23 protein-coding genes are annotated in these 22841 nt (G+C 59.4%); 11 read left to right on the top strand and 12 right to left on the bottom strand.

All coding sequences use genetic code 11. The annotated features are described in order from the left end of the window. Positions 1-30: 30 nt before the first annotated feature. The 5 genes from ACPF7Z_RS14545 to ACPF7Z_RS14525 form a co-directional block, all read right to left on the bottom strand. Entirely contained in the window at positions 31-3270 is a 3240-nt protein-coding gene (locus tag ACPF7Z_RS14545; RefSeq protein WP_425193972.1) for an AAA domain-containing protein, read from the bottom strand. Positions 3271-3390: 120 nt separating this feature from the next. Then, positions 3391-4470: a Fic family protein gene (locus tag ACPF7Z_RS14540; protein WP_425193971.1), complete on the bottom strand. Its 1080-nt coding sequence runs from the start codon at positions 4468-4470 to the stop codon at positions 3391-3393. Positions 4471-4879: 409 nt separating this feature from the next. After that, on the bottom strand, positions 4880-5530 hold the full coding sequence (locus tag ACPF7Z_RS14535) for a nucleoside triphosphate hydrolase (protein ID WP_425193970.1): 651 nt from the start codon (positions 5528-5530) through the stop codon (positions 4880-4882). A 3-nt stretch (positions 5531-5533) separates the two neighbouring features. Then, positions 5534-5887: a hypothetical protein gene (locus ACPF7Z_RS14530; RefSeq protein WP_425193969.1), complete on the bottom strand. Its 354-nt coding sequence runs from the start codon at positions 5885-5887 to the stop codon at positions 5534-5536. Then, entirely contained in the window at positions 5887-6174 is a 288-nt protein-coding gene (locus tag ACPF7Z_RS14525; RefSeq protein ID WP_425193968.1) for an ABC transporter permease subunit, read from the bottom strand. Before ACPF7Z_RS14525 ends, ACPF7Z_RS14530 begins: the two co-directional genes overlap by 1 nt. A 135-nt stretch (positions 6175-6309) precedes the next feature. On the opposite strand from ACPF7Z_RS14525, the gene ACPF7Z_RS14520 reads away from it, so the two are divergent. Next, positions 6310-6543 carry a FitA-like ribbon-helix-helix domain-containing protein gene (locus ACPF7Z_RS14520; RefSeq protein ID WP_425193967.1) on the top strand — a complete coding sequence of 78 codons (234 nt, stop codon included), beginning with the start codon at positions 6310-6312 and terminating at the stop codon, positions 6541-6543. Beyond that, entirely contained in the window at positions 6543-6959 is a 417-nt protein-coding gene (locus ACPF7Z_RS14515; RefSeq protein WP_425193966.1) for a type II toxin-antitoxin system VapC family toxin, read from the top strand. The genes ACPF7Z_RS14520 and ACPF7Z_RS14515 overlap by 1 nt, the downstream gene beginning before the upstream one ends. A 42-nt stretch (positions 6960-7001) precedes the next feature. On the opposite strand, the gene ACPF7Z_RS14510 is transcribed toward ACPF7Z_RS14515, so the two are convergent. From ACPF7Z_RS14510 to ACPF7Z_RS14500, 3 genes are read right to left on the bottom strand one after another with little or no spacing between them, the layout of a single operon-like run. Then, positions 7002-8201, bottom strand: coding sequence for an MFS transporter (locus ACPF7Z_RS14510; RefSeq protein ID WP_425193965.1), 1200 nt, complete (start codon positions 8199-8201; stop codon positions 7002-7004). Between the two features lie 10 nt (positions 8202-8211). Continuing rightward, positions 8212-9255: a dihydroorotase gene (gene pyrC, locus ACPF7Z_RS14505; protein ID WP_425193964.1), complete on the bottom strand. Its 1044-nt coding sequence runs from the start codon at positions 9253-9255 to the stop codon at positions 8212-8214. A gap of 1 nt (position 9256) precedes the next feature. Then, positions 9257-10507 (bottom strand): MFS transporter, encoded by a 1251-nt coding sequence (locus ACPF7Z_RS14500; RefSeq protein WP_425193963.1) that lies wholly within the window; start codon positions 10505-10507, stop codon positions 9257-9259. A gap of 99 nt (positions 10508-10606) precedes the next feature. Between ACPF7Z_RS14500 and gmk the strand changes: the two genes are divergently transcribed. The 4 genes from gmk (at position 10607) to ACPF7Z_RS14480 (ending at position 14364) form a co-directional block, all read left to right on the top strand. Next, positions 10607-11239 (top strand): guanylate kinase, encoded by a 633-nt coding sequence (gmk, locus tag ACPF7Z_RS14495; RefSeq protein ID WP_425193995.1) that lies wholly within the window; start codon positions 10607-10609, stop codon positions 11237-11239. A gap of 93 nt (positions 11240-11332) precedes the next feature. Further along, positions 11333-11596 (top strand): DNA-directed RNA polymerase subunit omega, encoded by a 264-nt coding sequence (gene rpoZ / locus ACPF7Z_RS14490; protein WP_425193962.1) that lies wholly within the window; start codon positions 11333-11335, stop codon positions 11594-11596. Between the two features lie 172 nt (positions 11597-11768). Further along, on the top strand, positions 11769-13895 hold the full coding sequence (spoT, locus tag ACPF7Z_RS14485; RefSeq protein ID WP_425193961.1) for a bifunctional GTP diphosphokinase/guanosine-3',5'-bis pyrophosphate 3'-pyrophosphohydrolase: 2127 nt from the start codon (positions 11769-11771) through the stop codon (positions 13893-13895). A 79-nt stretch (positions 13896-13974) separates the two neighbouring features. Continuing rightward, the gene (locus tag ACPF7Z_RS14480; RefSeq protein ID WP_425193960.1) at positions 13975-14364 is read left to right on the top strand and encodes a RidA family protein; all 390 of its coding nucleotides are present in this window, start codon (positions 13975-13977) and stop codon (positions 14362-14364) included. A 38-nt stretch (positions 14365-14402) separates the two neighbouring features. On the opposite strand, the gene ACPF7Z_RS14475 is transcribed toward ACPF7Z_RS14480, so the two are convergent. Next, positions 14403-15278, bottom strand: coding sequence for an NAD-dependent epimerase/dehydratase family protein (locus ACPF7Z_RS14475; RefSeq protein ID WP_425193959.1), 876 nt, complete (start codon positions 15276-15278; stop codon positions 14403-14405). A gap of 68 nt (positions 15279-15346) precedes the next feature. Here ACPF7Z_RS14475 and ACPF7Z_RS14470 point away from each other — a divergent pair, with 68 nt between their 5' ends. Further along, the gene (locus ACPF7Z_RS14470; RefSeq protein ID WP_425193958.1) at positions 15347-16273 is read left to right on the top strand and encodes a hydrogen peroxide-inducible genes activator; all 927 of its coding nucleotides are present in this window, start codon (positions 15347-15349) and stop codon (positions 16271-16273) included. An 8-nt stretch (positions 16274-16281) separates the two neighbouring features. Continuing rightward, entirely contained in the window at positions 16282-18369 is a 2088-nt protein-coding gene (gene recG, locus ACPF7Z_RS14465; RefSeq protein WP_425193957.1) for an ATP-dependent DNA helicase RecG, read from the top strand. Between the two features lie 8 nt (positions 18370-18377). Here the strand turns inward: recG and ACPF7Z_RS14460 are convergent, their stop codons facing one another. From ACPF7Z_RS14460 to ACPF7Z_RS14450, 3 genes are all read right to left on the bottom strand, one after another. Then, the gene (locus ACPF7Z_RS14460; protein WP_425193956.1) at positions 18378-18737 is read right to left on the bottom strand and encodes a hypothetical protein; all 360 of its coding nucleotides are present in this window, start codon (positions 18735-18737) and stop codon (positions 18378-18380) included. Between the two features lie 201 nt (positions 18738-18938). After that, positions 18939-19214 carry an HU family DNA-binding protein gene (locus ACPF7Z_RS14455; protein ID WP_425193955.1) on the bottom strand — a complete coding sequence of 92 codons (276 nt, stop codon included), beginning with the start codon at positions 19212-19214 and terminating at the stop codon, positions 18939-18941. A 124-nt stretch (positions 19215-19338) separates the two neighbouring features. Beyond that, positions 19339-20499, bottom strand: coding sequence for an NAD(P)/FAD-dependent oxidoreductase (locus ACPF7Z_RS14450; RefSeq protein ID WP_425193954.1), 1161 nt, complete (start codon positions 20497-20499; stop codon positions 19339-19341). Between the two features lie 146 nt (positions 20500-20645). Between ACPF7Z_RS14450 and ACPF7Z_RS14445 the strand changes: the two genes are divergently transcribed. From ACPF7Z_RS14445 to phoB, 3 genes are all read left to right on the top strand, one after another. Further along, positions 20646-21122 carry a chorismate--pyruvate lyase family protein gene (locus ACPF7Z_RS14445; protein WP_425193953.1) on the top strand — a complete coding sequence of 159 codons (477 nt, stop codon included), beginning with the start codon at positions 20646-20648 and terminating at the stop codon, positions 21120-21122. 32 nt (positions 21123-21154) lie between these two features. Further along, entirely contained in the window at positions 21155-22036 is an 882-nt protein-coding gene (gene ubiA / locus ACPF7Z_RS14440; protein ID WP_425193952.1) for a 4-hydroxybenzoate octaprenyltransferase, read from the top strand. 109 nt (positions 22037-22145) lie between these two features. Beyond that, positions 22146-22835 (top strand): phosphate regulon transcriptional regulator PhoB, encoded by a 690-nt coding sequence (gene phoB / locus ACPF7Z_RS14435; RefSeq protein ID WP_425193951.1) that lies wholly within the window; start codon positions 22146-22148, stop codon positions 22833-22835. Positions 22836-22841: the final 6 nt, after the last annotated feature.

The raw sequence follows: 22841 nt of genomic DNA, 5'->3' as shown, positions 1-22841 counted from the left end.
GGCTGATTTTGCATACCTAAAACATTAGGATTATTGGATATCATGAACGGGCAATTGCCTCCGCGCTTCGGAAAAATACTTCTTGCCCGCCCAGATATCGACGCTACCTACCACGTAAATACGTTTCTTCGCTCGGGTGAGCGCCACGTTGAGCAGGTTGGGCTTGCTGGACGCCCACTCGGCGGCACCCGGGGCATCTTCCGATAATCCCAACATCAGGATGACCCTTTCTTCCTCCTTACCCTGAAAGGTATGCACCGTACCCACACGCTCTTTAAGCCAACTGCGTAACGCGTCTTGTCCACCAAAACATTCAGCAGCCAGGTGTTGCTCGAGGTAATACCGGACACCGCGTGCCACGGCTTTGAAGGGAGAAATAACATAGACCTGAGGAGGCTCATTTTCGCGGGCAATATATTGAGACAATAGTTTATGCACATATTCGGCCTGCCTCGGCACAAAGTGCTTGCCGTTCACCTGGCCGGCAACGTTAATCCAGCAGCTATGTCCCGGACCGTCAGGCAGCGCAGGATTGCCATGCAGCATCTTGCCGTTATAGGCGATGGCGTTGGCAATGCTGAACATCGGCTCATCGCAGCGCCGATGCACCCGCAGCGGACTCCCCACCCAAAGATCATCGGCAATCTGGTGAGTCCCATAAGGATTCGCGCGGTCCGCCACGGTTTGAACTGAAGCCACTGTCGGCGACCATTGATACCACTCATTTGCAAACTCGCCTTTCGCCAAGGTATCGACCAGCTCCGGGGGAACCGTAAATACCGGCTCTATTTGTAAGGGATCACCTACTACCACCGCGCGCTTGGCACGCCAAAGGGCGCCCACTGCCTGTTGCGGCGTCGCTTGCCCCGCCTCGTCGACAAACAGCCAACCGATTTCGGCCTCTTTCAATGCTCGGAACTGATTAGCGACAGAGGCAAAGGTCGAAGAAATCACCGGCACTATCATGAACAGCATTTGCCACAAGGCCCTGGTTGCGTCACGATCGAGTACACTGCTGTTGATGGCCGGCATGAGCGAGAACAGCGTTTTATGTAAGCGCTGAGATTTATCGTCATAGGCCGCGACCAGCCAAGCCTGATGCAGTTCGAAGGCCTGAGCGGTGAGCTGCGCTCGCGCCTGATTCAGTATCTGGCAATGGCCAAAAGAGGTGCGCTGTATATCCGGCACCTCCAGATCCAGCACCTCATCGGGTAGTAAGGCATCGCTATAGCGCTCATGCAGGTGCGCATTCTCTTTACGCGCTTTTTCAAGCTGACGCTCGAGCGCATCGGCGCGCTGCTTGCTTAGAGCCGCTGTTTTCTCGGCTCGATCCTGCTTTTGGCGCAAGCGCCTAAGCAGCATCCAATGTGCCAGATAATGCTTGAACGGCCATACCCCAACCCGACGTGCCTGTCGTTTTGCACGCCATAGTTCCAGTCGTGCGGCCTCGAGTCGGTAGCGTTCGACCTGATCTCGCTGCGTCTGTATCTGTTTGGCTTGACGCTCTAGTTCCATTAAGCGCTCCAATTCTTCCAAAATATGCCCAACCTTGGCGCGCGCCACTTTGAAGGCACGCTGAGCGTCTTTGAAATCTCGCTGTGTATCTCGCCCACTTGCCAGCTCCTTGAGCGCCGGAATCAAGGTGCGGTAGTGCTCGGCATCGCCTTCAGGACGATAACTTTCCACGGGTTTAAAGAACAGTCGCTCGCCAAACCGCTTGCGGTTGGCGCTTTTCCCTAGCGCAGTAGCGATCAGCCCCCAGCATGCCTCCTCCTCGCTTAACGAGAAGAGACTCGCCTCACCATCCTCTCTCAATGCGTGTTCAGCGGCGAGCTTCTGGGCGGCAGGCTTCAAATAGGCCATCTCGCGGTAGGCATCTCCCAATGCCTTGCGCTGGGGAAGCTCCCTGGTGATGTTCTCCACCGCGGCATTGTTGCTCGAGACCACCACCATCTCGTAACCGGTCAGCGCTGGAATCAGCGTTCTAATTGTGCGCAGTTCGCCATCAATGGTGGCGCAAAGATCTTCGCCAAAAGCTTCGCCTACCGACTTGAGCTCCGACAACACCCCCGCGCGCTTGACCACATTGCGTGCCACTAGATCGCGCAGCATAGTGGTCTTGCCCGTCCCAGGCGGACCATTCACGGAGTAGAGTCCACGCTCGTCGAGATCCGTATCAATACAGTTGATCGCGAACTGCTGCATCAGACTCATCGAATGCGCATCTTTATCCGGCCAGCGCCCCAACGGCATACGCGACGGAGCAAGCTGACGCATCAACAGCGAACGTCCGTCGGTCAGCAAAAGGTCGGGGTGTCGTTCACCGGCGCCTTGCAGATAGCAGGCAAGCGGTGAGCCTTCGGTCAGCCCATGCTTGCGTAGATGCGTGATGACGGTTTCAAGATCATCGATGAAGAAACTGTTGAGAATGGCCAGCTCGTCGATTTGCGTGGCTGGCGGTTCGCCCTCCGCCGTTTGGACGCTGATCCCCTCGTCAGGCTTATCTTCCTGGCAGGCGGTATCCAACGCCTGCGGTAGATGAGCCAAGCGTTGCCACGCCTCTTCTGACACCTGCGGCCTACTGGCAACGCAACCGGCCCTATTCGCCGATAACACCTGAACCACCAAGGCTGGGCCCTTATCGTCTCCTGGCGTAAAAGAGGTCCACACCGCCATCGCCTTGAGAATCTCGATCAGCTCGAAGGTGGTTAGCAAGAGAGGCAGGCCATGCTCCTGCTTGAGGTTATCCGCCACCGTTAAAATCGTCGTCAATCGTTGACGAAACACCTCGGTGGCTGCTTCAAAGGCGTCGCGGGTGACCTGATCCAATCTTCCTTGCTGGAGCGCGCCGAGCACCCAGGGTGCAGTGGAGATAGCAAAACTATCTGGATTGACTTTGCCCTGCTCATCCACGTCCACGGAGAGCGAACAGGTCAGCCCGCCATCGTTGCTGCGTTCCTGGCGCTCCACCCAGGAGTCCGCCTGAGCGGGGTAGGCATCCCGGGCGATCTCGAAAATCCTGGAGCGCTTAAAAAGGCCGAGGTAGAGTTTGAAACGATAGGGCATGCTCGGTCGGTAGTGCTGTCCAGCGCGCCTGAGATATTCGCGGTTCAACCATGGCAACGCATCCGGAGTGTCTAGTAGCTCATCGCTGTGGTAGTGAATCGCGCCCTTGCCGTGCTCGATATTCGTAAGCTCGGTCGACTCGAAAAACTCGACCTTGTGCCAAAACGACAGAACCCGCTCCGCATGGGTTGCCTGATCTTTCATGCCATTACCTTATCGCTGTAGTTGATGCCGTCGTCGCGCAGAACGTCGCAGAGGTTCCAGAGTTTTTGAACGATGTCGTTATTGGCCATTAGAGCTCCTAAGAAAATGCGGAATAGCCACTCAGGCGTGTTCGATCAATAGCGCACACAGGGGCTGATTGATGTAGTAGTTGCCTCGGCCGATTTTTTCTTTGTGCAAAAACTCATTTTCCACTAGCTGTTCCAAATATTTGGTGGCGGTAATACGTGAAACGCCCAGATCATCCATCACAAAATCAATTTTGGTGTAAGGATGATTAAACAGATTATTCAGCAGCTCTTGACGATATATTTTCGGTAATTCATCACGCATGCGGTGCTTATATTGGCTTATCAGCTGCTTGATCTCGGTGATCATCTTGATGGTGTTTTGGGCGGTATCGATCACGCCATCGAGCATGTACAGCAACCACGGCTCCCACTGACCAGTTTCCCGCACTTGTTGTAATTGGCGGTAATAATCCGCTTTGTGGCGAATGATGAAACGGCTCAAGTACAGCACTGGCAGGTTAAGCAGATCCTTGGCCACCAGATACAGAATATTGAGGATGCGCCCGGTACGACCGTTGCCGTCATAAAATGGATGAATGCTTTCAAACTGATGATGGATAATGGCCATTTTCACCAGCGGATCGGCATCACAAAGCGTATCGTCATTGATGTATTGCACCAGGTTATTCATCAGACGTTCGATGTCGTCCGCATGTTGTGGCGGAGTGTAGACCACTTCACCGGTTCGGGCGTTCTTGAGTTCCGTACCCGGGAACCTGCGCAACCCTGCGTTATTCTTTTCCAGATTTTCCTGAACGCTGAGGATGTCTCCCAGGCGGATAAGCTTTTGCTGGCGTACCGTCTGAAATCCCTCTTTAAGCGCAAAGGCGTAATCTTGTACCTCCTTGGTGGCAGGATTGGTGATTGCCTCTGCAAACAGGTTGGCTTTGTAGAGCTCATCATGCGTAGTGATGATGTTCTCTATTTCCGAACTGTCTTTCGCTTCCTGCAAACTGAGCGTGTTGATCAGGATGGCCTCGTTGGGAATGCTAGCCGCGACCCCTTTCAGCTCAGCCAAATAGCGGTGTGCCGCAGCGGTTTTCTTCAGCACCTCGCGGGTCTCCAGTTCAGCGATGTTGGCTGGCGGTAGTTCTGGAATCAGGAGGGTCATGAGTCAGACAGCCTCAATGATAGATTTTGGTGCTTTCTATACACGAGCGGGATCATATGCATAGGTTTTCCTAAAAACTATACATATAGTACGCAACATGTATAGCCTTTCGCCTATTTATATCGATAAAGGGCGATCTTCAACCGCCCTGCTATCACTAAGCAGTCTTGGGCGGCCAACATGGGAGCTATGGTGATTTCTGGTGTGCGGGAAGAAATAGGAAAGGGTCGTCAATCGCTCGCGCTGCTCGACCAGGTCTTTCGCCCGTTCGGTTTGAAAATCGGGCTTCTGCCTAGAAACGCCTATTTACGCTCGCGGCTGATGAACCCCTGAATGTTCCATCACTGGTGTCTCGATCCTGGGAAAATGATGCAACCCAGCAGATGCTTATGGGCCTGATGGGCGCCGCTCAGTTGCTGCTTTGGGTCAGCAGCAGGTCGGCGGCGCGACTGCTGTCGAGGACGAGGCGCGCGTTGCGCAGGTCGTTCCCGCGCACCTTCTCCGCGGCGGCCTCGGGGGAAAACCCGAAGCTCAGCCAGCGATCGATCAGCCGGCCCTCGAGGATCTCGATCGACGGTGCCAGGAACACGGTGGCGTCGAATAGCCCGGTCAGCCCATCCCAGGGCGGCGCATCAAGCAGCAGATAGTTACCCTCGATCACGACGATCGGGGTTTCCGCTTGCAGAAGGCCCGCGTCTGGCAGGCAGCAGTCACGCGCGCGATCGAATAGCGGGTAGTGAATGTCGCCGGCGTCCTCCCTGACGCGGCGCACTAGTCGCACCAGCCCGGCAGCATCGAAGGTTTCTGGCGCCCCCTTGCGCGACAACAGTCCTTGTTCGACAAGTACCTCATTCTCGAGGTGGAAGCCGTCCATTGGCAGGAGCGCCGCGCGGGGTTCATTCCCGGTGTTCGCGTTCAGCCGTTCGACCACGGCTTCGGCGAGCGTCGACTTGCCCGAACCGGGCGGGCCGGCAATGCCGATGAGGGTTCGCTGACCGGGCCGTGTCACCCTGGCAATCAGATCCAAAACAGTGGCGCTATCAGCGCATGCGGGTGCCATCGATCAGACCACCTGTGCCAGTTGTGGCGGTTCCTTCGCGCCGGTCATGAAGGCCACCGCGTCGCTCATCGTGTAATCGTCGGGCTGGATCACACAAAGCCGCTTGCCGAGCCGATGAATATGGATACGATCGGCCACCTCGAAGACATGCGGCATGTTGTGGCTGATGAGGACGATCGGGATGCCGCGTGCCTTCATTTCGAGGATGAGCTCCAGCACCCGCCGGCTCTCCTTGACGCCGATCACCGCCAGGACCTCGCCCGAATAGAGCTCGAAGTTGCAATGGTCCAGGGCGGTGACACGACCATAGCGCTTGACGAGGTTCTTGGCTTGGAAAATGGGAGTTTGCGCTGGCATCAGACTGTCGCCCTCCTGATCCGCTGATCCAGCGCGACCGCGCCGATGATGAGCACGCCGATGAGCAGATAGGTCCACTGCGCGTCGGCCCCGAGGAGCCGCAGCCCGAGCGTGAAGACGCCGACGATGAGCGCGCCAAACAGGGTGCCGAGAATCGAACCGCGACCGCCGAAGAGCGAGATCACCCCGATTACCACGGCGGTGATGGATTCGATGTTGGCGAGCTGGCCCGCGGCCCGCGGTCGGCGAGACGGCTTAGTTATTGTGCAGTGAGTAGGGTATGTCAATAAAAACGGCGATCCCTGCGACCAAAGTGCCGCCCTTATTCTATGACTATAGAGATCGGCTCCTTTCTTGTCTTGCCAAGCATGATAGCAATGCTATCATTCCTGACATGTCATGTTCTTGAGAAAAAAGCCATCATGGCAAATCTGATTGTGCGCAATATCGACGACCGCATCGCCAATGCCCTGAAAGTTCGAGCCAGCCAGCACGGCATAAGCGCGGAGGCCGAGCATCGTCGTATCCTTGAGCAGGTATTGCTACGCCCTCAGAAACGCTCTTTCCTCGAGGTGCTGAGCCAGATCCCCGAGGTAGGGCGCGACGAGGATTTCGCTCGGGTACAAGACGAGGCGGCACCGGACGTGTTCGATTGATGTATCTGCTCGACACCAACGTGATCAGTGAACTGCGTAAAGGGCGGCGCGCGAATGCCGGCGTGATGCGCTTTTTCAAACAACTGGCCGAACAAGAGGTTAACGTCTATCTCAGCGTGATCACGGTGGGCGAACTGCAGCGTGGAATCGACCTTATTCGCCATCGTGACGACTTGAAGCAGGCCGAATTGCTGGCGTCCTGGTTGCAAAATGTATTGGAACAATATGCGGACAACATACTCGAATTTGGCTTAGAAGAAACCCGCGTATGGGGCAGTTTGCGAGTACCACATCCTGAAAACGCGATACACAAACAGATTGCCGCGACTGCCTTGATCTACGACCTCACTCTCGTCACACGCAATATTCGCGACTTCTCTGATACCGGCGTCAGACTGCTCGATCCGTTTGAGTAGATCAGCCCAGAAGTTCGAATGACCTAACGCATACGTCTCGCCTCATCCCTCATCAGCCGTCGGCTGATTGCGGCGCTCTACCCAGAGTCCGAGATAGAAGATCACCAAGCCTCCGGCAGCCAGCCCCGCGCCCACCAACCCGGTGGTGGACCAGACGAAACCCATCTTGATCGTAACCCCGGCCAGCACCGCACCGATCGCATTGGCGCCGTTGAAGGCGGCATGATTGAGCGAGGCGGCCATGGTCTGGGCGTTTCCCGCCACGTCCATCAGGCGGGTCTGTAGCGCCGGGCCCAGTGCCACGCTGGTGCCCACCAGCCCCACGAAGAATATGCCCAGCCCCACGGAGTTGGCGGCAAAGTAAAAAAGCCCTTGCACGATCAAGCACCAGATCAGGATGGTGGGAATGGCGCGCAGCAGGTTGCGGTCCGCCAGACGCGCCCCAAACACGTTGCCGAGCATGGTGCCGATACCGAACACCGCCAACACCAGCGGACCCAGCGCCTCACGCATGCCGGCCTGCTCGGTGAGGGTGGGGATGACATAGCTGAACACTGCAAACATGCCCCCGAAACCGACACATCCTACCGCCAGGGTGAACAAGACCCGCTGTTTGATCAGGGCAGAGATTTCGCGTTTCGGACTTGCATTGGCGTCGGCGGCCTGCACCGGCACCCACAAGCGAATCAGCAGCGCAGTGAGTAGCGCGATCATGCCCACGGTGGCAAAGGCCACCTGCCAACCGAACAGATTGCCGGCCCAGGTGGCCAGCGGCGCGCCAATCAGGTTGGCCGTGGAGAGCCCCAACATTACCCGCCCCACTGCGCTGGCGCGCTCGCCGATGGGCGCCGCGGCGGCGGCAACCAGCGCGGCGACGCCGAAGTAGGCGCCATGCGGCAAGCCGGACACAAAGCGCAGCAGCACGAAGGAGCCAAAGCTCGGGGCCAGGGCGCTTGCCAGGTTGCCGACCGCGAAGAGCAGCATCAAACCGATGAGCAAGGCGCGTCGCGGCACGCGGGCGGCTAACGCGGAGATTAGCGGCGCCCCCACGACCACCCCCAGCGCATAGCTGCTGATCGCGTAGCCGACATCAGGCACGGCCACCTGGAGATCGTCAGCGACCCGGCCCATCAACCCCATGATGGCGAATTCGCTGGTGCCGATGCCAACTCCCCCCAGGGCCAGGATGAGCTCGACCAGGCGAGGATGCATCGCCGACGGAGTCTTGCGAGTTTGAGTCATGGCCTAAGGCTTAATGTTGCCTCACCGACCAGGCCAACCGCTCCCCCGCCTGGAAGGGCACGAAGTGCTCATTGCCACAGCGTATCGTCTCCGGCACGTCATGGGGCTCGCGGACCAGTTCGATGACATTCTCGTTGGGCTCCAGCCCATAGAAACGCGGGCCATTGAGCGAGCAGAAGGCTTCGAAGTGATCCAGCGCGCGCTCTTCCTCGAATACCGTAGCGTATGTTTCAAGCGCTGATGGGGCATTGAACACCCCGGCACAGCCGCAGCTCGTCTCCTTGGCGGAGGCGAGATGTGGCGCAGAATCCGTGCCCAGGAAGAAGCGTGGGTGACCGCTGGCGATGGCCTGACGCAAAGCACGCTGATGGATGTCGCGCTTCAATATCGGCAAACAAAACAGGTGCGGGCGGATGCCCCCCACCAGCATATCGTTGCGGTTGTGGGCCAGATGCTGCGGGGTGATCGTCGCCGCCAGATAGTCGTCGCCTTCCAGAACGTAATACGCCGCCTCTCGGGTGGTGATGTGCTCGAAGACCACCTTGAGTTCGGGAAATTGATGCCGGATATCCTCCATCACTTCGTCGATGAAGACCTTTTCTCGATCGAAGATATCCACCTCGGCATGGGTGACCTCGCCATGGATCAAAAGCGGCATCCCCAGGCGCTGCATCGTCTCGAACAGCGGATAGATCGCCTTGACGTCGCGCACGCCAAGGGCGGAATTGGTGGTGGCATTGGCGGGATAGAGCTTGGCGGCGGTAAATACACCCTCGGCAAAGCCCTCTTCCAGGTCTTGGGAGGTCACACTGTCGCTGAGATAGCAGGTCATCAGCGGCGTGAACTCATGCCCGGTCGGCAAGGCCGCCACTATACGTTCACGATAAGCTCTCGCTGCGGCCACCGTGGTGACCGGCGTGGCCAGGTTGGGCATGATGATGGCCCGGCCATAGAGAGCGCTGGTATAGGGCAGCACCGTCGCCATCGCCTCGCCGTCGCGCAGATGCAGGTGCCAGTCATCGGGGCGGCGGATACGCAGTGTGGTGGCGGTCATGTCAGGGCTCTCTACAGGATGATTGGCTGGATGAGGATTGAGACGCAGGCTGGGCCGACGCCTTGGCGCGGTGTTTCAACAATAATACCAGTGCAGCGACCGCCAGAAGAGCCACAAATCCGGCAAAACCGATACCGGTTGCGGATAATCCCGCAAAGCGCGCCACCAGACCGATCCCCATCACGGGTACCGATAACGCAACATAGCTCACGACAAAGAACGTCGAGGTCACCTCACCACGCTGTTCGGCGGGGGAGGCGGCGGTAATGGCGCCCAGTCCGGCGCGCAAGGCAATGCCCTGACCTAACCCGGCGACAACGGCTCCTGCCAGGAAAATACCGAGCGAAACGATCGCGATGGCGGTGCCGATCAGACCCACGCCAAGAATCACCAACACGCAGCCCCAGGGCAGGCGCAGAGATTCCTCGAGTCGATTCTGGAATCGCTGTCCCAGAATCGATGCGAAGAAAGCGGTTCCGGCCACCGCCCCGATCAGCGCCAGGTTCGAATAGCCCAGCACCTCGCTCATGAACGCGGGCGCGGTGGCCGTGAAGAACCCTAGCACCGAGAATCCGGCGAAGCTGGCGATAGCGGCGGGCAAGAACACGGTGCGCACTTCACCAGGCACCGACAATCGCTGCAAGGTGAGATGGGGATGTGCAGAGCGCGTGACGGTCTCTCGAGCACGCCATACCGCCACCAGTGCCAGGCCGACCAGGCCCAGATGCACCAGGTAGGAAAGATGAAGTGGCCATATTCCATATTGCCCCAGCAGGCCGGCCACTACCGGACCCAGACCCAGCCCACCCATATTGGCGGCGGTGGCGGCAAAGGTAGCGAGCGGTTTCATGTCTTTTGGCGCCAGCTCGATCACTGCCACGGTGGCCGTACCGGTGAAGATGCCTGCGGAAATTCCCGACAACACCCGCCCGGCCAATAGCCAGGAAAGCCCTTGGCTGCTCAGAAAAAGAATATCGCTGAGCGCTGCGGCCATCAGACCGCCGAACAACAGGGGCCGCCGACCTAGTTGATCCGACCAACGCCCGGTGACGATCAGGGCGCCGACCACCCCGACGCCATAGGCGGCGAAAATTACCGTGATCATGAACTGTGAGAAGCCGAACTGCTGCTGATAGACCGGATACAACGGCGTCGGCAGGGTCGTACCCAGCATGGTGGTAAGAAAGACGAAGGCCAGGCCCACGAAGGCCAGCCGAGCCGCACTGTTGCTATCAGCCGAAGAAGTACTCATAAGCATCCTTGTCAGGGAGTCGCGCCATCCGTTGCAGGGGCGCCGCCGCAATGTGCGATAATGCGCGCCTTATCCGATCTGATTCAACCGGGCTTGCTCATGTCCCACGGTACACTTTACATCGTTTCTGCTCCTTCCGGCGCCGGCAAGACCAGCCTGGTGCGTGCGCTGCTCGCGCAGTTGGACGGCATCCAGGTGTCGGTCTCGCACACCACTCGAGCGATGCGGCCCGGCGAAATCGATGGCCTCAACTATCACTTTGTCGATGTCACCACCTTCAAGGGCATGATCGAGCGCGGCGATTTCTTCGAGCATGCCCAGGTATTCGACAATTACTACGGCACCTCGCGACCGGCGGTGCAGGCACTGCTTGCTGCCGGTCAGGATGTGATTCTCGAGATCGATTGGCAGGGCGCGCGTCAGGTGCGCGAGCAAATGCCGAAGGCGGTGTCGGTGTTCATCCTGCCCCCCTCTCGGGAAGCACTGCGGGAACGGTTGTCGAACCGTGGCACCGACGATACGGCGACGATCGACCGGCGCATGCGCGATGCCGTCAGCGAGATGTCGCATTTCGCTGAATACGCTCATGTCATCGTCAATGACGACTTCGGTGCTGCTCGGGACCAATTGGTAGGCCTGGTGCTTGCCGAGCGCTCGCGTCTGGAGCGGGTTCGAGAACGCCAGGGCCCGCTCCTTCAGGCGCTCTTGTCTCATAGTGAAGGGGTCGAGTAGACTACTCGGTCCTACCCATTCAATTGGCGTCGGTTACGGGTCGCTGTTTTTCGTAGTCGCCGCCTGTACGAACAGCACATCAGGATACTATCCATGGCGCGAGTTACCGTTGAAGATTGCCTTGAGAATGTCGAAAACCGTTTCAAGCTGGTCATGATCTCCACCCAGCGCGCTCGTCAGCTGGCCCGAGGCTCCCGCGATGCATTACTGCCTTGGGAAAATGATAAGGCCACGGTCATGGCGCTGCGCGAGATTGCGGCCGGCAAAATCGACGAGAACGTTCTCGATGAGCCCGTGGAGGCGCCGGTTCGCGTTCGGCCCGAGCCTGTCAGCTACGATTCCGACGTGCCTGTATAGCTTACATAGATAGCGTATATAGAGATCAGGCGGCAACGCCATCCCAAGAAAGACGTCGACCCCGGCGTTTGCCAAGCGCCGGCAGGACTTGCGGTCTAGCGTCGTGGAGATTCAGGATAGGGTATACAAGATTCGTGGCTCTTGACGTAGATCTTCAGAATAGGCGCCCTGTATGTTCACCATCGATGACCTGGCTGATCGCCTTGGCGGTTATCTTCCTCTGGACGAGATTCAGCAGGTCAAGCGCGCCTTCTACTATGCCGAACAGGCCCATGATGGCCAGCATCGGCGCTCGGGTGAGCCCTACGTTACTCATCCGTTAGCGGTATCGAATATCCTCGCCAACATGCACATGGATCATCAGAGCCTGATGGCCGCCATGCTGCACGACGTGATCGAAGACACGGGTATTTCCAAGACGGCCCTGGCCAACCAGTTCGGCGAGCCGGTGGCTGAGTTGGTCGATGGCGTCTCCAAGCTGACCCAGATCACCTTCGAGGACAAGGCGGTCGCTCAGGCCGAGAACTTTCAGAAGATGGTCATGGCGATGTCCCAGGATATCCGCGTGATCATCGTCAAGCTCGCCGATCGCCTGCATAACATGCGTACCCTGGGTGCGCTGCGCCCCGACAAGAAGCGCCGTATCGCCCGGGAAACCCTGGAAATCTACGCCCGCATCGCCGGGCGTCTGGGCATCAACACCATCCGTATCGAACTCGAGGATCTCTCCTTCCAAGCGCTTTACCCGATGCGTGCCGAACGCATCAAGCGTGCCGTTTCCAAGGCTCGGGGCAATCGCCGCACGATGATTCGTCAGGTCCAGACCACGCTACAGAACTGCCTGGATGACGATGACCTGCACGGTACCGTGATCGGACGCCAGAAACATCTCCTGTCGATCTATCGCAAGATGCGCGATCAGCGCAAACCCTTCGCCGAGATCATGGATGTGTTCGGTTTTCGCATCATCACCGACAATGTCGATAGCTGCTATCGTATTCTGGGTGCCGTACACAATCTGTACAAACCAGTGCCGGGGCGCTTCAAGGATTACATCGCCATCCCCAAGGCAAACGGCTATCAGAGCCTGCATACCACGCTGTTCGGCGCCAATGGCATTCCCATCGAGGTGCAGATTCGTACTCGCGAGATGGAGGCGATGGCCAACAACGGTATTGCCGCCCATTGGCTCTACAAGGCCGGTCAGACCGAGCACCCTATCGCGTTGGGCAGCCACGCCCGGGCTCGAGAATGGGTGCGCGGTCTACTCGAGATGCAGCGCCAGGCCGGGGATTCCCTGGAGTTCATCGAACACGTCAAGAACGATCTATTCCCGGACGATGTGTACATCTTCACCCCCCGCGGCGACATCATGGAGCTGCCGCAGGGCGCCACGGTAGTGGATTTCGCCTACACGGTGCATACCGACATCGGTAACAGCTGCATTGCCTGTCGCATCGATCGCCACCTGGCCCCCTTATCGACACGTCTGGAAAGCGGCCAGACGGTGGAGATCATCACCGCACCGGGGGCGCGCCCGAGCTTGGCCTGGTTGAATTTCGTCGTTACCGCCAAGGCACGCTCGGCGATTCGCCACGCCCTCAAGAATCAGCAGCGCAGTGAATCCATTCAGCTCGGTCAACGTCTTCTCAATCGTGCTCTGGCCGATTATGCCACCAGCCTCGAAGACCTTGCCGACGAGCCGGTGCTGAGGCTACTCAGCGAATTGGACATGGCGCATATCGATGATCTTCTCGAGTCCATCGGCCTGGGCACCCGTATGGCCCACACGGTGGCGCGACGCTTGGTGGACGGCGAGCGTCAGGAAATAGCACATGCGGTGACGGGGCTGGAAGGGCCGGTGACCATCAACGGCACCGAGGGCATGGTCATCAGCTTCGCCCGTTGCTGTCATCCGTTGCCGGGCGATTCAGTGATTGGGCATCTATCGGTAGGCAAGGGTATCGTGGTGCACCGTAGCGCCTGTCGCAATATCATCGAATTACGTAATGAGCCGGATAAGTTGCTGACCCTGGAGTGGTCACCGGACATCAGCGGCGATTTTCCCGTGGCGCTGCGTATTGCCATGGAATCGCGTCGTGGGCTGGTAGCCGAGCTTGCCAGCCTGGTAACAGACGCGGATGCCAATATCGAACGAGTGGGAATCGAGGAGCGAGATGCGCGCCTGTCACTGGTCAATCTGACCCTGGCGGTACGAGACCGAGTGCATCTGGCACGAATCATCAAGCGCATTCGCAATCTGCATAATGTAGACAAGGTCACCCGCGTCCACAATTGATAATCCATGATCACCCTGTCGCCCATGTCTGCGACCGGGTGATCGTTTTTATTCCGATGAACATGACGAGGAGTCACCCATGAGTAACAAGGCCATCATCCAGACCCAAAAGGCACCCGCTGCCATCGGCCCCTATTCACAGGCCATCAAGGCCGGCAATACGGTCTATATGTCCGGTCAGATTCCCCTCGATCCCCAGACCATGGAGCTGGTATCCGGTGATATCGAGGATCAGGTCCGTCAGGTCTTCACCAATCTCCGCGCGGTCTGCGAGGAAGCCGGCGGCTCGCTCAAGGATATCGTCAAACTCAATCTGTATCTGGTCGATCTGGACAACTTCGGCGTGGTCAATCAGATCATGGAAGAGTTCTTCACCGCTCCCCACCCAGCCCGAGCAGCCGTAGGCATCAAGGCGCTGCCCAAGAAAAGCCAGTTCGAGGCAGAGGCCGTCATGGTGCTCGGTGATTGAGACACCGAACCCCGCCACCAGCGGGTGGCGGGGCGGTATCACGCCTTCTGTGAACGACCTTGGTGGGCACTCGCAAGGACTTGAGCGTAGCCCTCGCGGAAGGTTGGGTAGCGGAACTCGTAGCCGGTCTCGCGCAGGCGAGAATTGTCGCAGCGCTTGCTGGAGCGCCGGCGTAGTGGCGACTGAATGACTTCGTGGGTCTCGACCTCGAGACGCTTGGCCAGCCAGGCCATCACCTCGTGCAAGGGTACCGGCTCGCAGTCGCTGGCCAGATAGAGCTCATCAAGGGGCTCATCGTTCAAGGTCTTGGCGATCAGATGCGACAGTACGCCGGCGCAGTCGTCGCGGTGGATGCGATTGGAGTACATGGGCGGGGTGGCCGCGGCAATGCGTCCTTCGCGTACCTGTTGGATGAGCCGGTCGCGCCCCGGACCATAGATGCCCGAGAAACGCACCACGGTGCCGGGCAGATCGTGGGCGATGAGGGTCTGTTCGGCTTCGCGCATCAGTTGACCCGCAAATCCCGTCGGCTGAGTCAGGGTGTTCTCATCGACAGCCTCGCCGTCCTGCTGGGCATAAACGCTGGTCGATGAAACGAAGAACATCCGCGCCGGTTTATGCGTGCGTTGGTCAAGTTCGGCCAATACCGCTCTCAGGCCATCCCGGTAGGCGGCCTGGTAAGCTTGTTCGTCGAAGCGATCGGCACTGACGACATAGATGACGATGTTGGCATCCGGTAGGTTCTTGAGCGATTCCGGATCGTTGAGATCGATGGCCAATGGCTCGATGCCACTAGCGGCCAATTCCTCGGGGTTGCGGCGCGCACCGATCACGCGATGGCCCGCCTCGATCAGCTGGGTTCCCAATGTCTTGCCGATATCGCCACAGCCGAGAATCAAACACGTATTCTTCACCTTTACCTGGCTCCTTGGTAAAACGAACATAATCCATCGAATCGACAGGAAGCCCTTAGGGCCCAATCATGACTCTAACAGAACTCCGGTACATCGTAACCCTGGCCCAGGAACGGCATTTCGGGCGTGCCGCGGAGCGTTGCTTCGTCTCGCAACCCACCTTGTCCGTGGCGGTGAAGAAGCTCGAAGACGAACTCGAGGTAGCGCTCTTCGAGCGCTCCAAGGCGACCGTTCAGGTAACGCCTTTGGGTGCGAAGGTCGTCGAACAGGCCCAGCGGGTGCTCGAACAGGCAAGCATCATTCGTGAGCTGGCAAGCGAAGGCAAGGATCAACTGAGCAGCCCTCTGCGTATCGGCGCCATCTACACCATCGGGCCCTATCTGTTTCCACATCTGATTCCTCAACTGGCGCGCATGGCGCCGCACATGCCGCTCTATATCGAGGAAAACTTCACCGCCAATTTACGCCATAAACTGCGCAGTGGCGAACTCGATGCGATCATCGTCGCACTGCCTTTCACCGAGGTCGATGTGGTCACTCGGCCCCTCTATGAAGAGCCCTTCGAAGTGCTGATCCCGAGCGATCATCCCTGGACACACAAGACCAGCATCGACAAAGAGGATCTACTCAAGGAACGCTTGCTGCTGCTCGGAGAAGGTCACTGTTTTCGCGATCAGATTCTCGAGGCGTGCCCGGCGATCAGCGCTCAACTGAATAGCCCCTCCAACACCCTGACCGCGGAAGGTGGCTCTCTGGAAACCATTCGCCATATGGTCGCCTCCAAGCTGGGCATCACGGTGTTGCCGCAATCCGCGATCGGCACCGGGCACTACGAAACCGGCATGCTGGAGAGCCGCCCCTTCACTCCAGAAGCGCCGAGTCGCACCGTGGCGGTGGCCTGGCGCGCCAGCTTTCCGCGACCCAAGGCCGTCGATGTGCTGATCGACGCCGTCAAGCACGCTTATCAGGACCAACCGGACGCCGTGCCGGCATGAATCAGTACATGAATCGGACTGAGCTTGATCAAGCCGTCACTACCCTGGCCGGCGTCGGGGATGCTATGGCCGCCAAGCTGGAGCGACTGCGCATCGAGCGGGTTGCCGATCTGCTGTTCCATCTGCCGCTACGCTATCAGGATCGTACGCGCATCACCCCGATCGCCACCCTGCGCGCCGGTCAGGAAGCAGTGGTGGACGGCGAAGTCTGCGCCGCGGAGGTGGTCAAGGGGCGACGGCGCAGCCTGCTGGTGCGGCTCAAGGATGGTTCCGGCATTCTCAGCCTGCGCTTTTTTCATTTTTCCCCGGCCCAGCAGCAGCAGTTTGCTCGAGGGGTACATGTGCGCTGCTTCGGAGAAGCCCGAGCCGGCGCCACTGGCCTCGAGCTCTATCATCCCGAATACCGCCTGTTACGTCAGGACGACGCGCCGGTCGAAGAGCATCTGACACCGATCTACCCGACGACCGAAGGGCTGAACCAGGCGCGGTTACGTGGCCTGATCACTCAGGCACTCAAGGCACTCGACCAATATCCGCAGTCACTGCCGGACGGCATTCCCGAACCGCTGCGCGAGCGTTTCCGGCTACCCAAACTACACGCCTGTCTGCACTATCTACATGAGCCGCCGCCGGATGCGGATCTCGAGCGCTTGGCCAGTGGCACCCACCCCACCCAGCGCCGTCTGGCGCTGGAGGAACTGCTCGCCCATCAGCTCAGTCTGCGCCAGGTGCGTCTGCGCATCCAGACCGATGGCGCACCGTCGCTACCGTCCGGACGTGGCCTGCAGGCACGCTTTCTCACCCAGTTGCCCTTTGCCCTGACCGGTGCTCAACGCCGAGTGCTCGATGAGATCGCCCGGGACCTGGAGACTGCCACACCCATGTTGCGCCTGGTGCAGGGTGACGTTGGCTCGGGCAAGACCGTGGTCGCCGCCATGGCCGCGCTCCAGGCCATCGCCGGCGACTGCCAGGCGGCGATGATGGCACCCACGGAGATTCTCGCCGAACAGCACTTTTGTAATTTTCGCGACTGGCTGACTCCGCTGGGCATCGAGGTCGCCTGGCTGGCCGGCAAGCTCAAGGGCAAGGCGCGTCTCGATACCAAGGCGGCCATTGCCGATGGTCGCGTGCAGATGGCGGTGGGCACTCACGCGCTGTTCCAGGAGGATGTGCACTTCAAGCGTCTGGGCCTGGCCATCGTCGACGAACAGCATCGCTTTGGGGTGCATCAGCGCCTGGCACTGCGTCAGAAGGGCGAGGCCGGCGGCCTGACGCCGCATCAGCTGATCATGACCGCCACGCCGATTCCCCGAACCCTGGCGATGAGCGCCTACGCGGATCTCGATCTATCCGTGATCGACGAACTCCCCCCGGGGCGCACCCCCGTGCAGACCGTCGCCGTGCCCGACGAACGCCGTCCTGAGGTGGTCGCGCGCATTCGTCGTGCCTGCGCAGCGGGGCGGCAGGCCTATTGGGTGTGCACCCTGATCGAGGAGTCGGAAGCGCTACAGTGCCAGGCCGCCGAGGCGACCCGGGACGCCCTGACCGAGGCTTTACCGGAACTGGCCGTCGGCCTGGTTCACGGGCGCATGAAGGCCGCCGAGAAAGCCGAGGTGATGGATGCCTTCAAGGCCGGTGAACTGGATCTGCTGGTGGCGACTACGGTGATCGAGGTGGGAGTCGACGTGCCCAATGCCAGCCTGATGATCATCGAGAACCCCGAACGTTTGGGCCTTTCCCAGTTGCACCAGCTGCGCGGTCGGGTCGGGCGTGGCGGCACCGAGAGCTTCTGCGTACTGCTCTATCATCCACCGCTGTCGGCCCACTCCCGGGAGCGCCTGGGGGTGATGCGCGAGACCACCGACGGCTTTCGCATCGCCGAGAAGGACCTTGAACTGCGCGGTCCCGGCGAAGTCCTGGGTACTCGCCAGACAGGACTGGCCCAGATGAAGATCGCCGATCTGGAGCGCGACAAGGATTTGCTGGAACGAGTCAGTCCCTTGGCCAAGGCGTTACTGGAAGAAGCCCCAGACGCCAGCGAAATATTGATTCGCCGCTGGTTAGGCGAGGAAGCGGGACGTTACGGGCAGGTTTAGAGGCAAGCCTAGCGCAGATATTGCAACAGCTTCTGCAGTTTCGTCAGATCCTTCGAATCGCCGACCAGACGTACGCGGCCCTCCATCATGCCGTCGAGAAAGGCGCGCTGGGTGGGCTTCTTCAAAATGGCAATAGCGGCCTCGGCATCGCGAAAGCGCAACTCGAGATCGAGATCCACCGGCAAGCCTGGTCCGGTTTCGATGGCATCCGAGGTCATGCGGTAATGGCGTGCAATGCTCAGGTCCTCGGTGGCAATCCCCCAGTCCAGACTGCGCAGATCATCGAGGGTTTCGCGAAAGCGCCGATTGCCGCGCCTGGCACGTTTCAACATCACACCGAGTAGCCACAAGATCAGTTTCAGCTTCATGGCATTACCGATAGCGGTAGGAAGAAACTGCCGGCTGTCGTACAGCCGGCACACTAAGAAGAGCCCGTTCTTGATCTATTGCAGTGCGAACATACGGCGTTGAAACCAGTTTCACTTTATTCGATACCCACTCACTAGATCGTGGACAAGCTCCAGGAGCATTCGACACATGAGCTGCACGCTCACCCAATAGTGTCCTGCCTATTTGGCAACCGCATCCTTGAGAGATTTACCGGCCTTGAAGGCAACGGTCTTGCTGGCAGGGATCTTCAGTGCCGCACCGGTCTGAGGATTCTTGCCGGTACGGGCGGCGCGTTCACGTACCACGAACGAACCAAAACCGATCAGCGAGACGTCCTGGCCCTTGGCAACGGTGCCGGTGATCTCATCGAGAATCACGTTGAGTACCTGACTGGCTTTATCCTTGGAAAGATCGGCACGCTCGGCAATTGCCGCGGCGAGTTCTGGCTTACGCATGTAGCACTCCTGATGAGTTTAGCTGTGACAAGATGGTAACGTTCACCATCCATTATTATTCTACAAATAATTACGAAATTACTTTTCTCAGCATTATTAATGCCAACGAAAAGTCATTACGCGCTTAGACTAACAGCGCGGGCGCGGCTCGCGCCAGTTCGACTTTCCTCCGCACACAGCGCCCTGTCAACGCAAAGCCGATCACGTTCTCCTCCTCATCCTCGGCAATGGCCGTGAGGTCGGCGCCTTCACCCTCGACGCGCCAGCGTGCGGGGGCTTGACGAGGGGGTAACGCCACCACTGGACAGGCCGGTGTCTTGACCAGTATCGGCCAGGCGCCATAGCTGACCGGCGTCGGGGTTCCCGTCAGAGTGGCCGCCAGGGCCTTGGCACTGGCCTGGAGTGGCTGGACATACATGGCGTTGAGCCCGGCCACGCAGGCGCCATCGCCCAGGGCATAGATACCGGGCACCGAGGTACGCAGGTAGCGATCGGTATGGATGCCTTCGGCACTGACCTCGAGTCCTGCCTGACGCGCCAGTTCAATGCGCGGCACCAAGCCGGTAGCGATCAGTACCAGATCGGCCTCCAGGGAGTACCCGTCATCGAGCGTCAGCGCTGCACCGGCCTTCTCGCCCTGCAATTCTTCGAGCACACGACCCAGCTTCATGTCGATGCCGATGTCCATGAACGCCTCCCCCAGCGCGCGGCCCAACGGCTCCGGAAGAAGCCGCATCAACGGCGTGCTTTCCGGTGCGATCATCACCACCTCATGACCGCCGGCGCGCAGGTCGTTGGCATATTCGCAGCCCACCAGCCCTGCACCCACGATGGCCACTCGCCCGGGACGACCTAGCGTCATCAAGGCCGCATGAAAAGCACGATAATCATCGAGATCGTTGATGGTGAAGGCACGCCCGCCAAGAGACTCGGGGATGTCAAAGGGTGGCCGGGGAGCGGCACCGGTGGCCAGCACCAGCTCGCCGTAGACAAGGCGCTCGCTGCCCAGCGCCAGTTGGCCGACCTGTGTATCGATGGCATCGACCCGGGTGTGGGTACGCAGGACCGCCTGCAACTCATCGGCGGCCTGCAGGGCATCACGGCTGACCAGCCTCTGGGGGGGCATCTTCTTGGCAAAACCGGTGGAGAGCAAGGGTTTGGAATAGTCGTCGCCGCTGTCCGCGGTAATCAGCGTGATCGGACGCTCCGAGCCCCGGGCACGCAGCTGGCGAGCCAGCCCGAGTCCGGCCATGCCGGTGCCGAGAACGGTCAAGGGTACGCTCATGGAACTCCTGCCAGGCGATTCATAATAAACGCCACATGATACACTACCGCCCCTTGTTTTGACCCGGAGCCCATGTGAGCGCCGAACATCGATCCTACCCATTCTTGAAAGTGTCCTGGAGGCCCGCCGCCGCCTGGCGACCGGCCATGAGCAGCGACTGGTGGCACTGGATCGCTTCCACGGATTCGCTCACACAGCGCTTGATCGATGCGGCGGATGGTGAATTCAATGTCCGTTTGCTCGTGCAACGTCTGGATCGGCCGCGCCGAGACGAGGCCATGGCGCTGAACATTCCTTTTGCCCAGCGAGTCTGGCGGCGCGAAGTGGCCTTGTGTGTCGGTGGACACCCCTGGGTCGTGGCTCGCTCCGTCGCACCACTGAGTTCACTGCAAGGGCAGCGTCTGAGGCAACTGGGCGAACGCTCCTTGGGGAGCTGGTTGTTCCGCCAGCCGGATCTCGAGCGAGGCCCGATCGAGATAACCCGGCAGCCGGCGCCCTTCCATTCTGCCAAGCCCGGTCCCTGGGGGCGGCGTTCGCTGTTTCGCCATGGCCGCTTCCAGGTATTGGTACAGGAGTTTTTCCTTGCGCGCATGGCGGATGATCTGAAACTGCCTAGGCGCTAGACTGGGCCCGCGATTGGCTTTCGGAGACTTCCATGGTTCAAGCCACACACCTGCGCGGCCTTGGCCGCCTGCCCGACTTCCTGCAGTTGACGCGTCTAGACCGGCCGATCGGCACCTGGTTGCTGATGTGGCCGACGCTGTGGGCCCTATGGGTTGCTGCCGATGGTGTACCAGCCCGGGGCACGCTGCTGATCTTTGTCGCAGGGGTCTATCTGATGCGCGCCGCCGGCTGCGTGATCAACGACTATGCGGATCGCCACTGGGATGGTCATGTCAAGCGCACCAAGGCACGTCCCCTGGCCACCGGGCGGATCGGCGAAAACGAGGCCAAAGGGCTTTTCGCCGGTCTGGTGCTCGCCGCCTTCCTGCTGGTGTGCTTCACCAATGTCTTTACCGTGATGCTCTCTCTCGGTGGCGTGGCGCTGGCGTTTATCTATCCCTTCATGAAGCGCTATACCCACTGGCCGCAGCTGTTTCTCGGTGCGGCGTTTTCCTGGTCGATCCCCATGGCCTTCGGCGCCGTGCTGGAAACGGTTCCCGTGGAAGCCTGGCTCCTGTTCTGTGCCAATCTGACCTGGACGGTGGCCTACGACACCGAGTACGCCATGGTCGATCGCGATGACGACCTCAAGGTCGGTATCAAATCCACTGCGGTGCTGTTCGGCCATTACGACCGGCTGATGATCGGCCTGTTGCAGTTGGCCACCCTGACGCTACTGTCCGTCATCGGCGCCCGCCTTGCGCTGGGAGGCTTTTTCTGGCTGGGGCTCGGGGCGATGGCGCTGATCTTCGTCTATCAGCACTGGCTGATCCGTCATCGCTCCCGGGAACGCTGCTTTCAGGCGTTTCTCAATAATCACTGGGCAGGGTTGGTGGTGTGTGCGGGGTTGGTCCTGGAACTCTGGCCGGTCTGAAAAGAGCTTGTCATACGGTTGTCATGTATACGCGGTGTAATCGTCGTCGTCCTGTCATTGCGAAGCAACCTGAACGCAGGTTCGCTTCGCGTTTCAACGAGGCCAATGGATGACTGCCAAGACCATTCTCATCGTCGATGACGAAGCCGCCATTCGCGAGATGATCGCCGTGGCGCTGGAGATGGCGGATTACCGCGTCCTGGAAGCGAACAACGCCCAGGAGGCCCATGCCCTGATCGTGGATGAGCAACCCGATCTGTTGCTTCTCGACTGGATGATGCCGGGCACCAGTGGCATCGAGTTCGCGCGTCGATTGAAGCGCGAAGAGGTCACCAGCGAGCTGCCAATCATTCTGCTCACCGCCAAAAGCGAGGAAGACAACAAGATACTGGGCCTTGAAGCCGGTGCCGACGATTACATCACCAAGCCGTTTTCACCCCGAGAGTTGGTGGCCCGGCTACGGGCGGTCCTGCGTCGCACCACGCCTCGCGGCATCGAGGAGGCGTTGGAGGTCGAGGGCCTGTTGCTCGACCCCGTCAGTCATCGGGTATCGTCCAAAGGCCAGGCGCTGGAGATAGGGCCTACCGAATATCGCCTGTTACAGTTCTTCATGACTCATCAGGAGCGTGCCTATACCCGGGGCCAACTGCTGGATCAGGTATGGGGGGGTAATGTCTATGTCGAGGAGCGCACCGTGGATGTGCATATCCGCCGCCTGCGCAAGGCGCTGGGGGAGTCTCATCAACATCTGATCCAGACCGTGCGCGGCACCGGCTATCGTTTTTCGACCCGGCTATGAACCCGA

The organism is Halomonas sp. GXIMD04776, assembly GCF_049808615.1.
Classification (GTDB): Bacteria; Pseudomonadota; Gammaproteobacteria; order Pseudomonadales; family Halomonadaceae; genus Modicisalibacter.
The sequence above is the reverse complement of the archived record's forward strand: the minus strand, read 5'-3'. Positions and strand labels throughout refer to the sequence as shown.

Coding starts and splice junctions, on each gene's coding strand:
- ACPF7Z_RS14455 (WP_425193955.1), bottom strand. CDS start 19,214: ATGCGTAAGCCAGAACTCGCCGCGGCAATTGCCGAGCGTGCCGATCTT.
- ACPF7Z_RS14515 (WP_425193966.1), top strand. CDS start 6,543: ATGTATCTGCTCGACACCAACGTGATCAGTGAACTGCGTAAAGGGCGG.
- rpoZ (WP_425193962.1), top strand. CDS start 11,333: ATGGCGCGAGTTACCGTTGAAGATTGCCTTGAGAATGTCGAAAACCGT.
- recG (WP_425193957.1), top strand. CDS start 16,282: ATGAATCGGACTGAGCTTGATCAAGCCGTCACTACCCTGGCCGGCGTC.
- ACPF7Z_RS14450 (WP_425193954.1), bottom strand. CDS start 20,499: ATGAGCGTACCCTTGACCGTTCTCGGCACCGGCATGGCCGGACTCGGG.
- ACPF7Z_RS14460 (WP_425193956.1), bottom strand. CDS start 18,737: ATGAAGCTGAAACTGATCTTGTGGCTACTCGGTGTGATGTTGAAACGT.
- ACPF7Z_RS14545 (WP_425193972.1), bottom strand. CDS start 3,270: ATGAAAGATCAGGCAACCCATGCGGAGCGGGTTCTGTCGTTTTGGCAC.
- phoB (WP_425193951.1), top strand. CDS start 22,146: ATGACTGCCAAGACCATTCTCATCGTCGATGACGAAGCCGCCATTCGC.
- spoT (WP_425193961.1), top strand. CDS start 11,769: ATGTTCACCATCGATGACCTGGCTGATCGCCTTGGCGGTTATCTTCCT.
- ACPF7Z_RS14520 (WP_425193967.1), top strand. CDS start 6,310: ATGGCAAATCTGATTGTGCGCAATATCGACGACCGCATCGCCAATGCC.
- pyrC (WP_425193964.1), bottom strand. CDS start 9,255: ATGACCGCCACCACACTGCGTATCCGCCGCCCCGATGACTGGCACCTG.
- ubiA (WP_425193952.1), top strand. CDS start 21,155: ATGGTTCAAGCCACACACCTGCGCGGCCTTGGCCGCCTGCCCGACTTC.
- ACPF7Z_RS14540 (WP_425193971.1), bottom strand. CDS start 4,470: ATGACCCTCCTGATTCCAGAACTACCGCCAGCCAACATCGCTGAACTG.
- ACPF7Z_RS14530 (WP_425193969.1), bottom strand. CDS start 5,887: ATGCCAGCGCAAACTCCCATTTTCCAAGCCAAGAACCTCGTCAAGCGC.
- ACPF7Z_RS14535 (WP_425193970.1), bottom strand. CDS start 5,530: ATGGCACCCGCATGCGCTGATAGCGCCACTGTTTTGGATCTGATTGCC.
- ACPF7Z_RS14510 (WP_425193965.1), bottom strand. CDS start 8,201: ATGACTCAAACTCGCAAGACTCCGTCGGCGATGCATCCTCGCCTGGTC.
- gmk (WP_425193995.1), top strand. CDS start 10,607: ATGTCCCACGGTACACTTTACATCGTTTCTGCTCCTTCCGGCGCCGGC.
- ACPF7Z_RS14480 (WP_425193960.1), top strand. CDS start 13,975: ATGAGTAACAAGGCCATCATCCAGACCCAAAAGGCACCCGCTGCCATC.
- ACPF7Z_RS14500 (WP_425193963.1), bottom strand. CDS start 10,507: ATGAGTACTTCTTCGGCTGATAGCAACAGTGCGGCTCGGCTGGCCTTC.
- ACPF7Z_RS14445 (WP_425193953.1), top strand. CDS start 20,646: ATGAGCAGCGACTGGTGGCACTGGATCGCTTCCACGGATTCGCTCACA.
- ACPF7Z_RS14470 (WP_425193958.1), top strand. CDS start 15,347: ATGACTCTAACAGAACTCCGGTACATCGTAACCCTGGCCCAGGAACGG.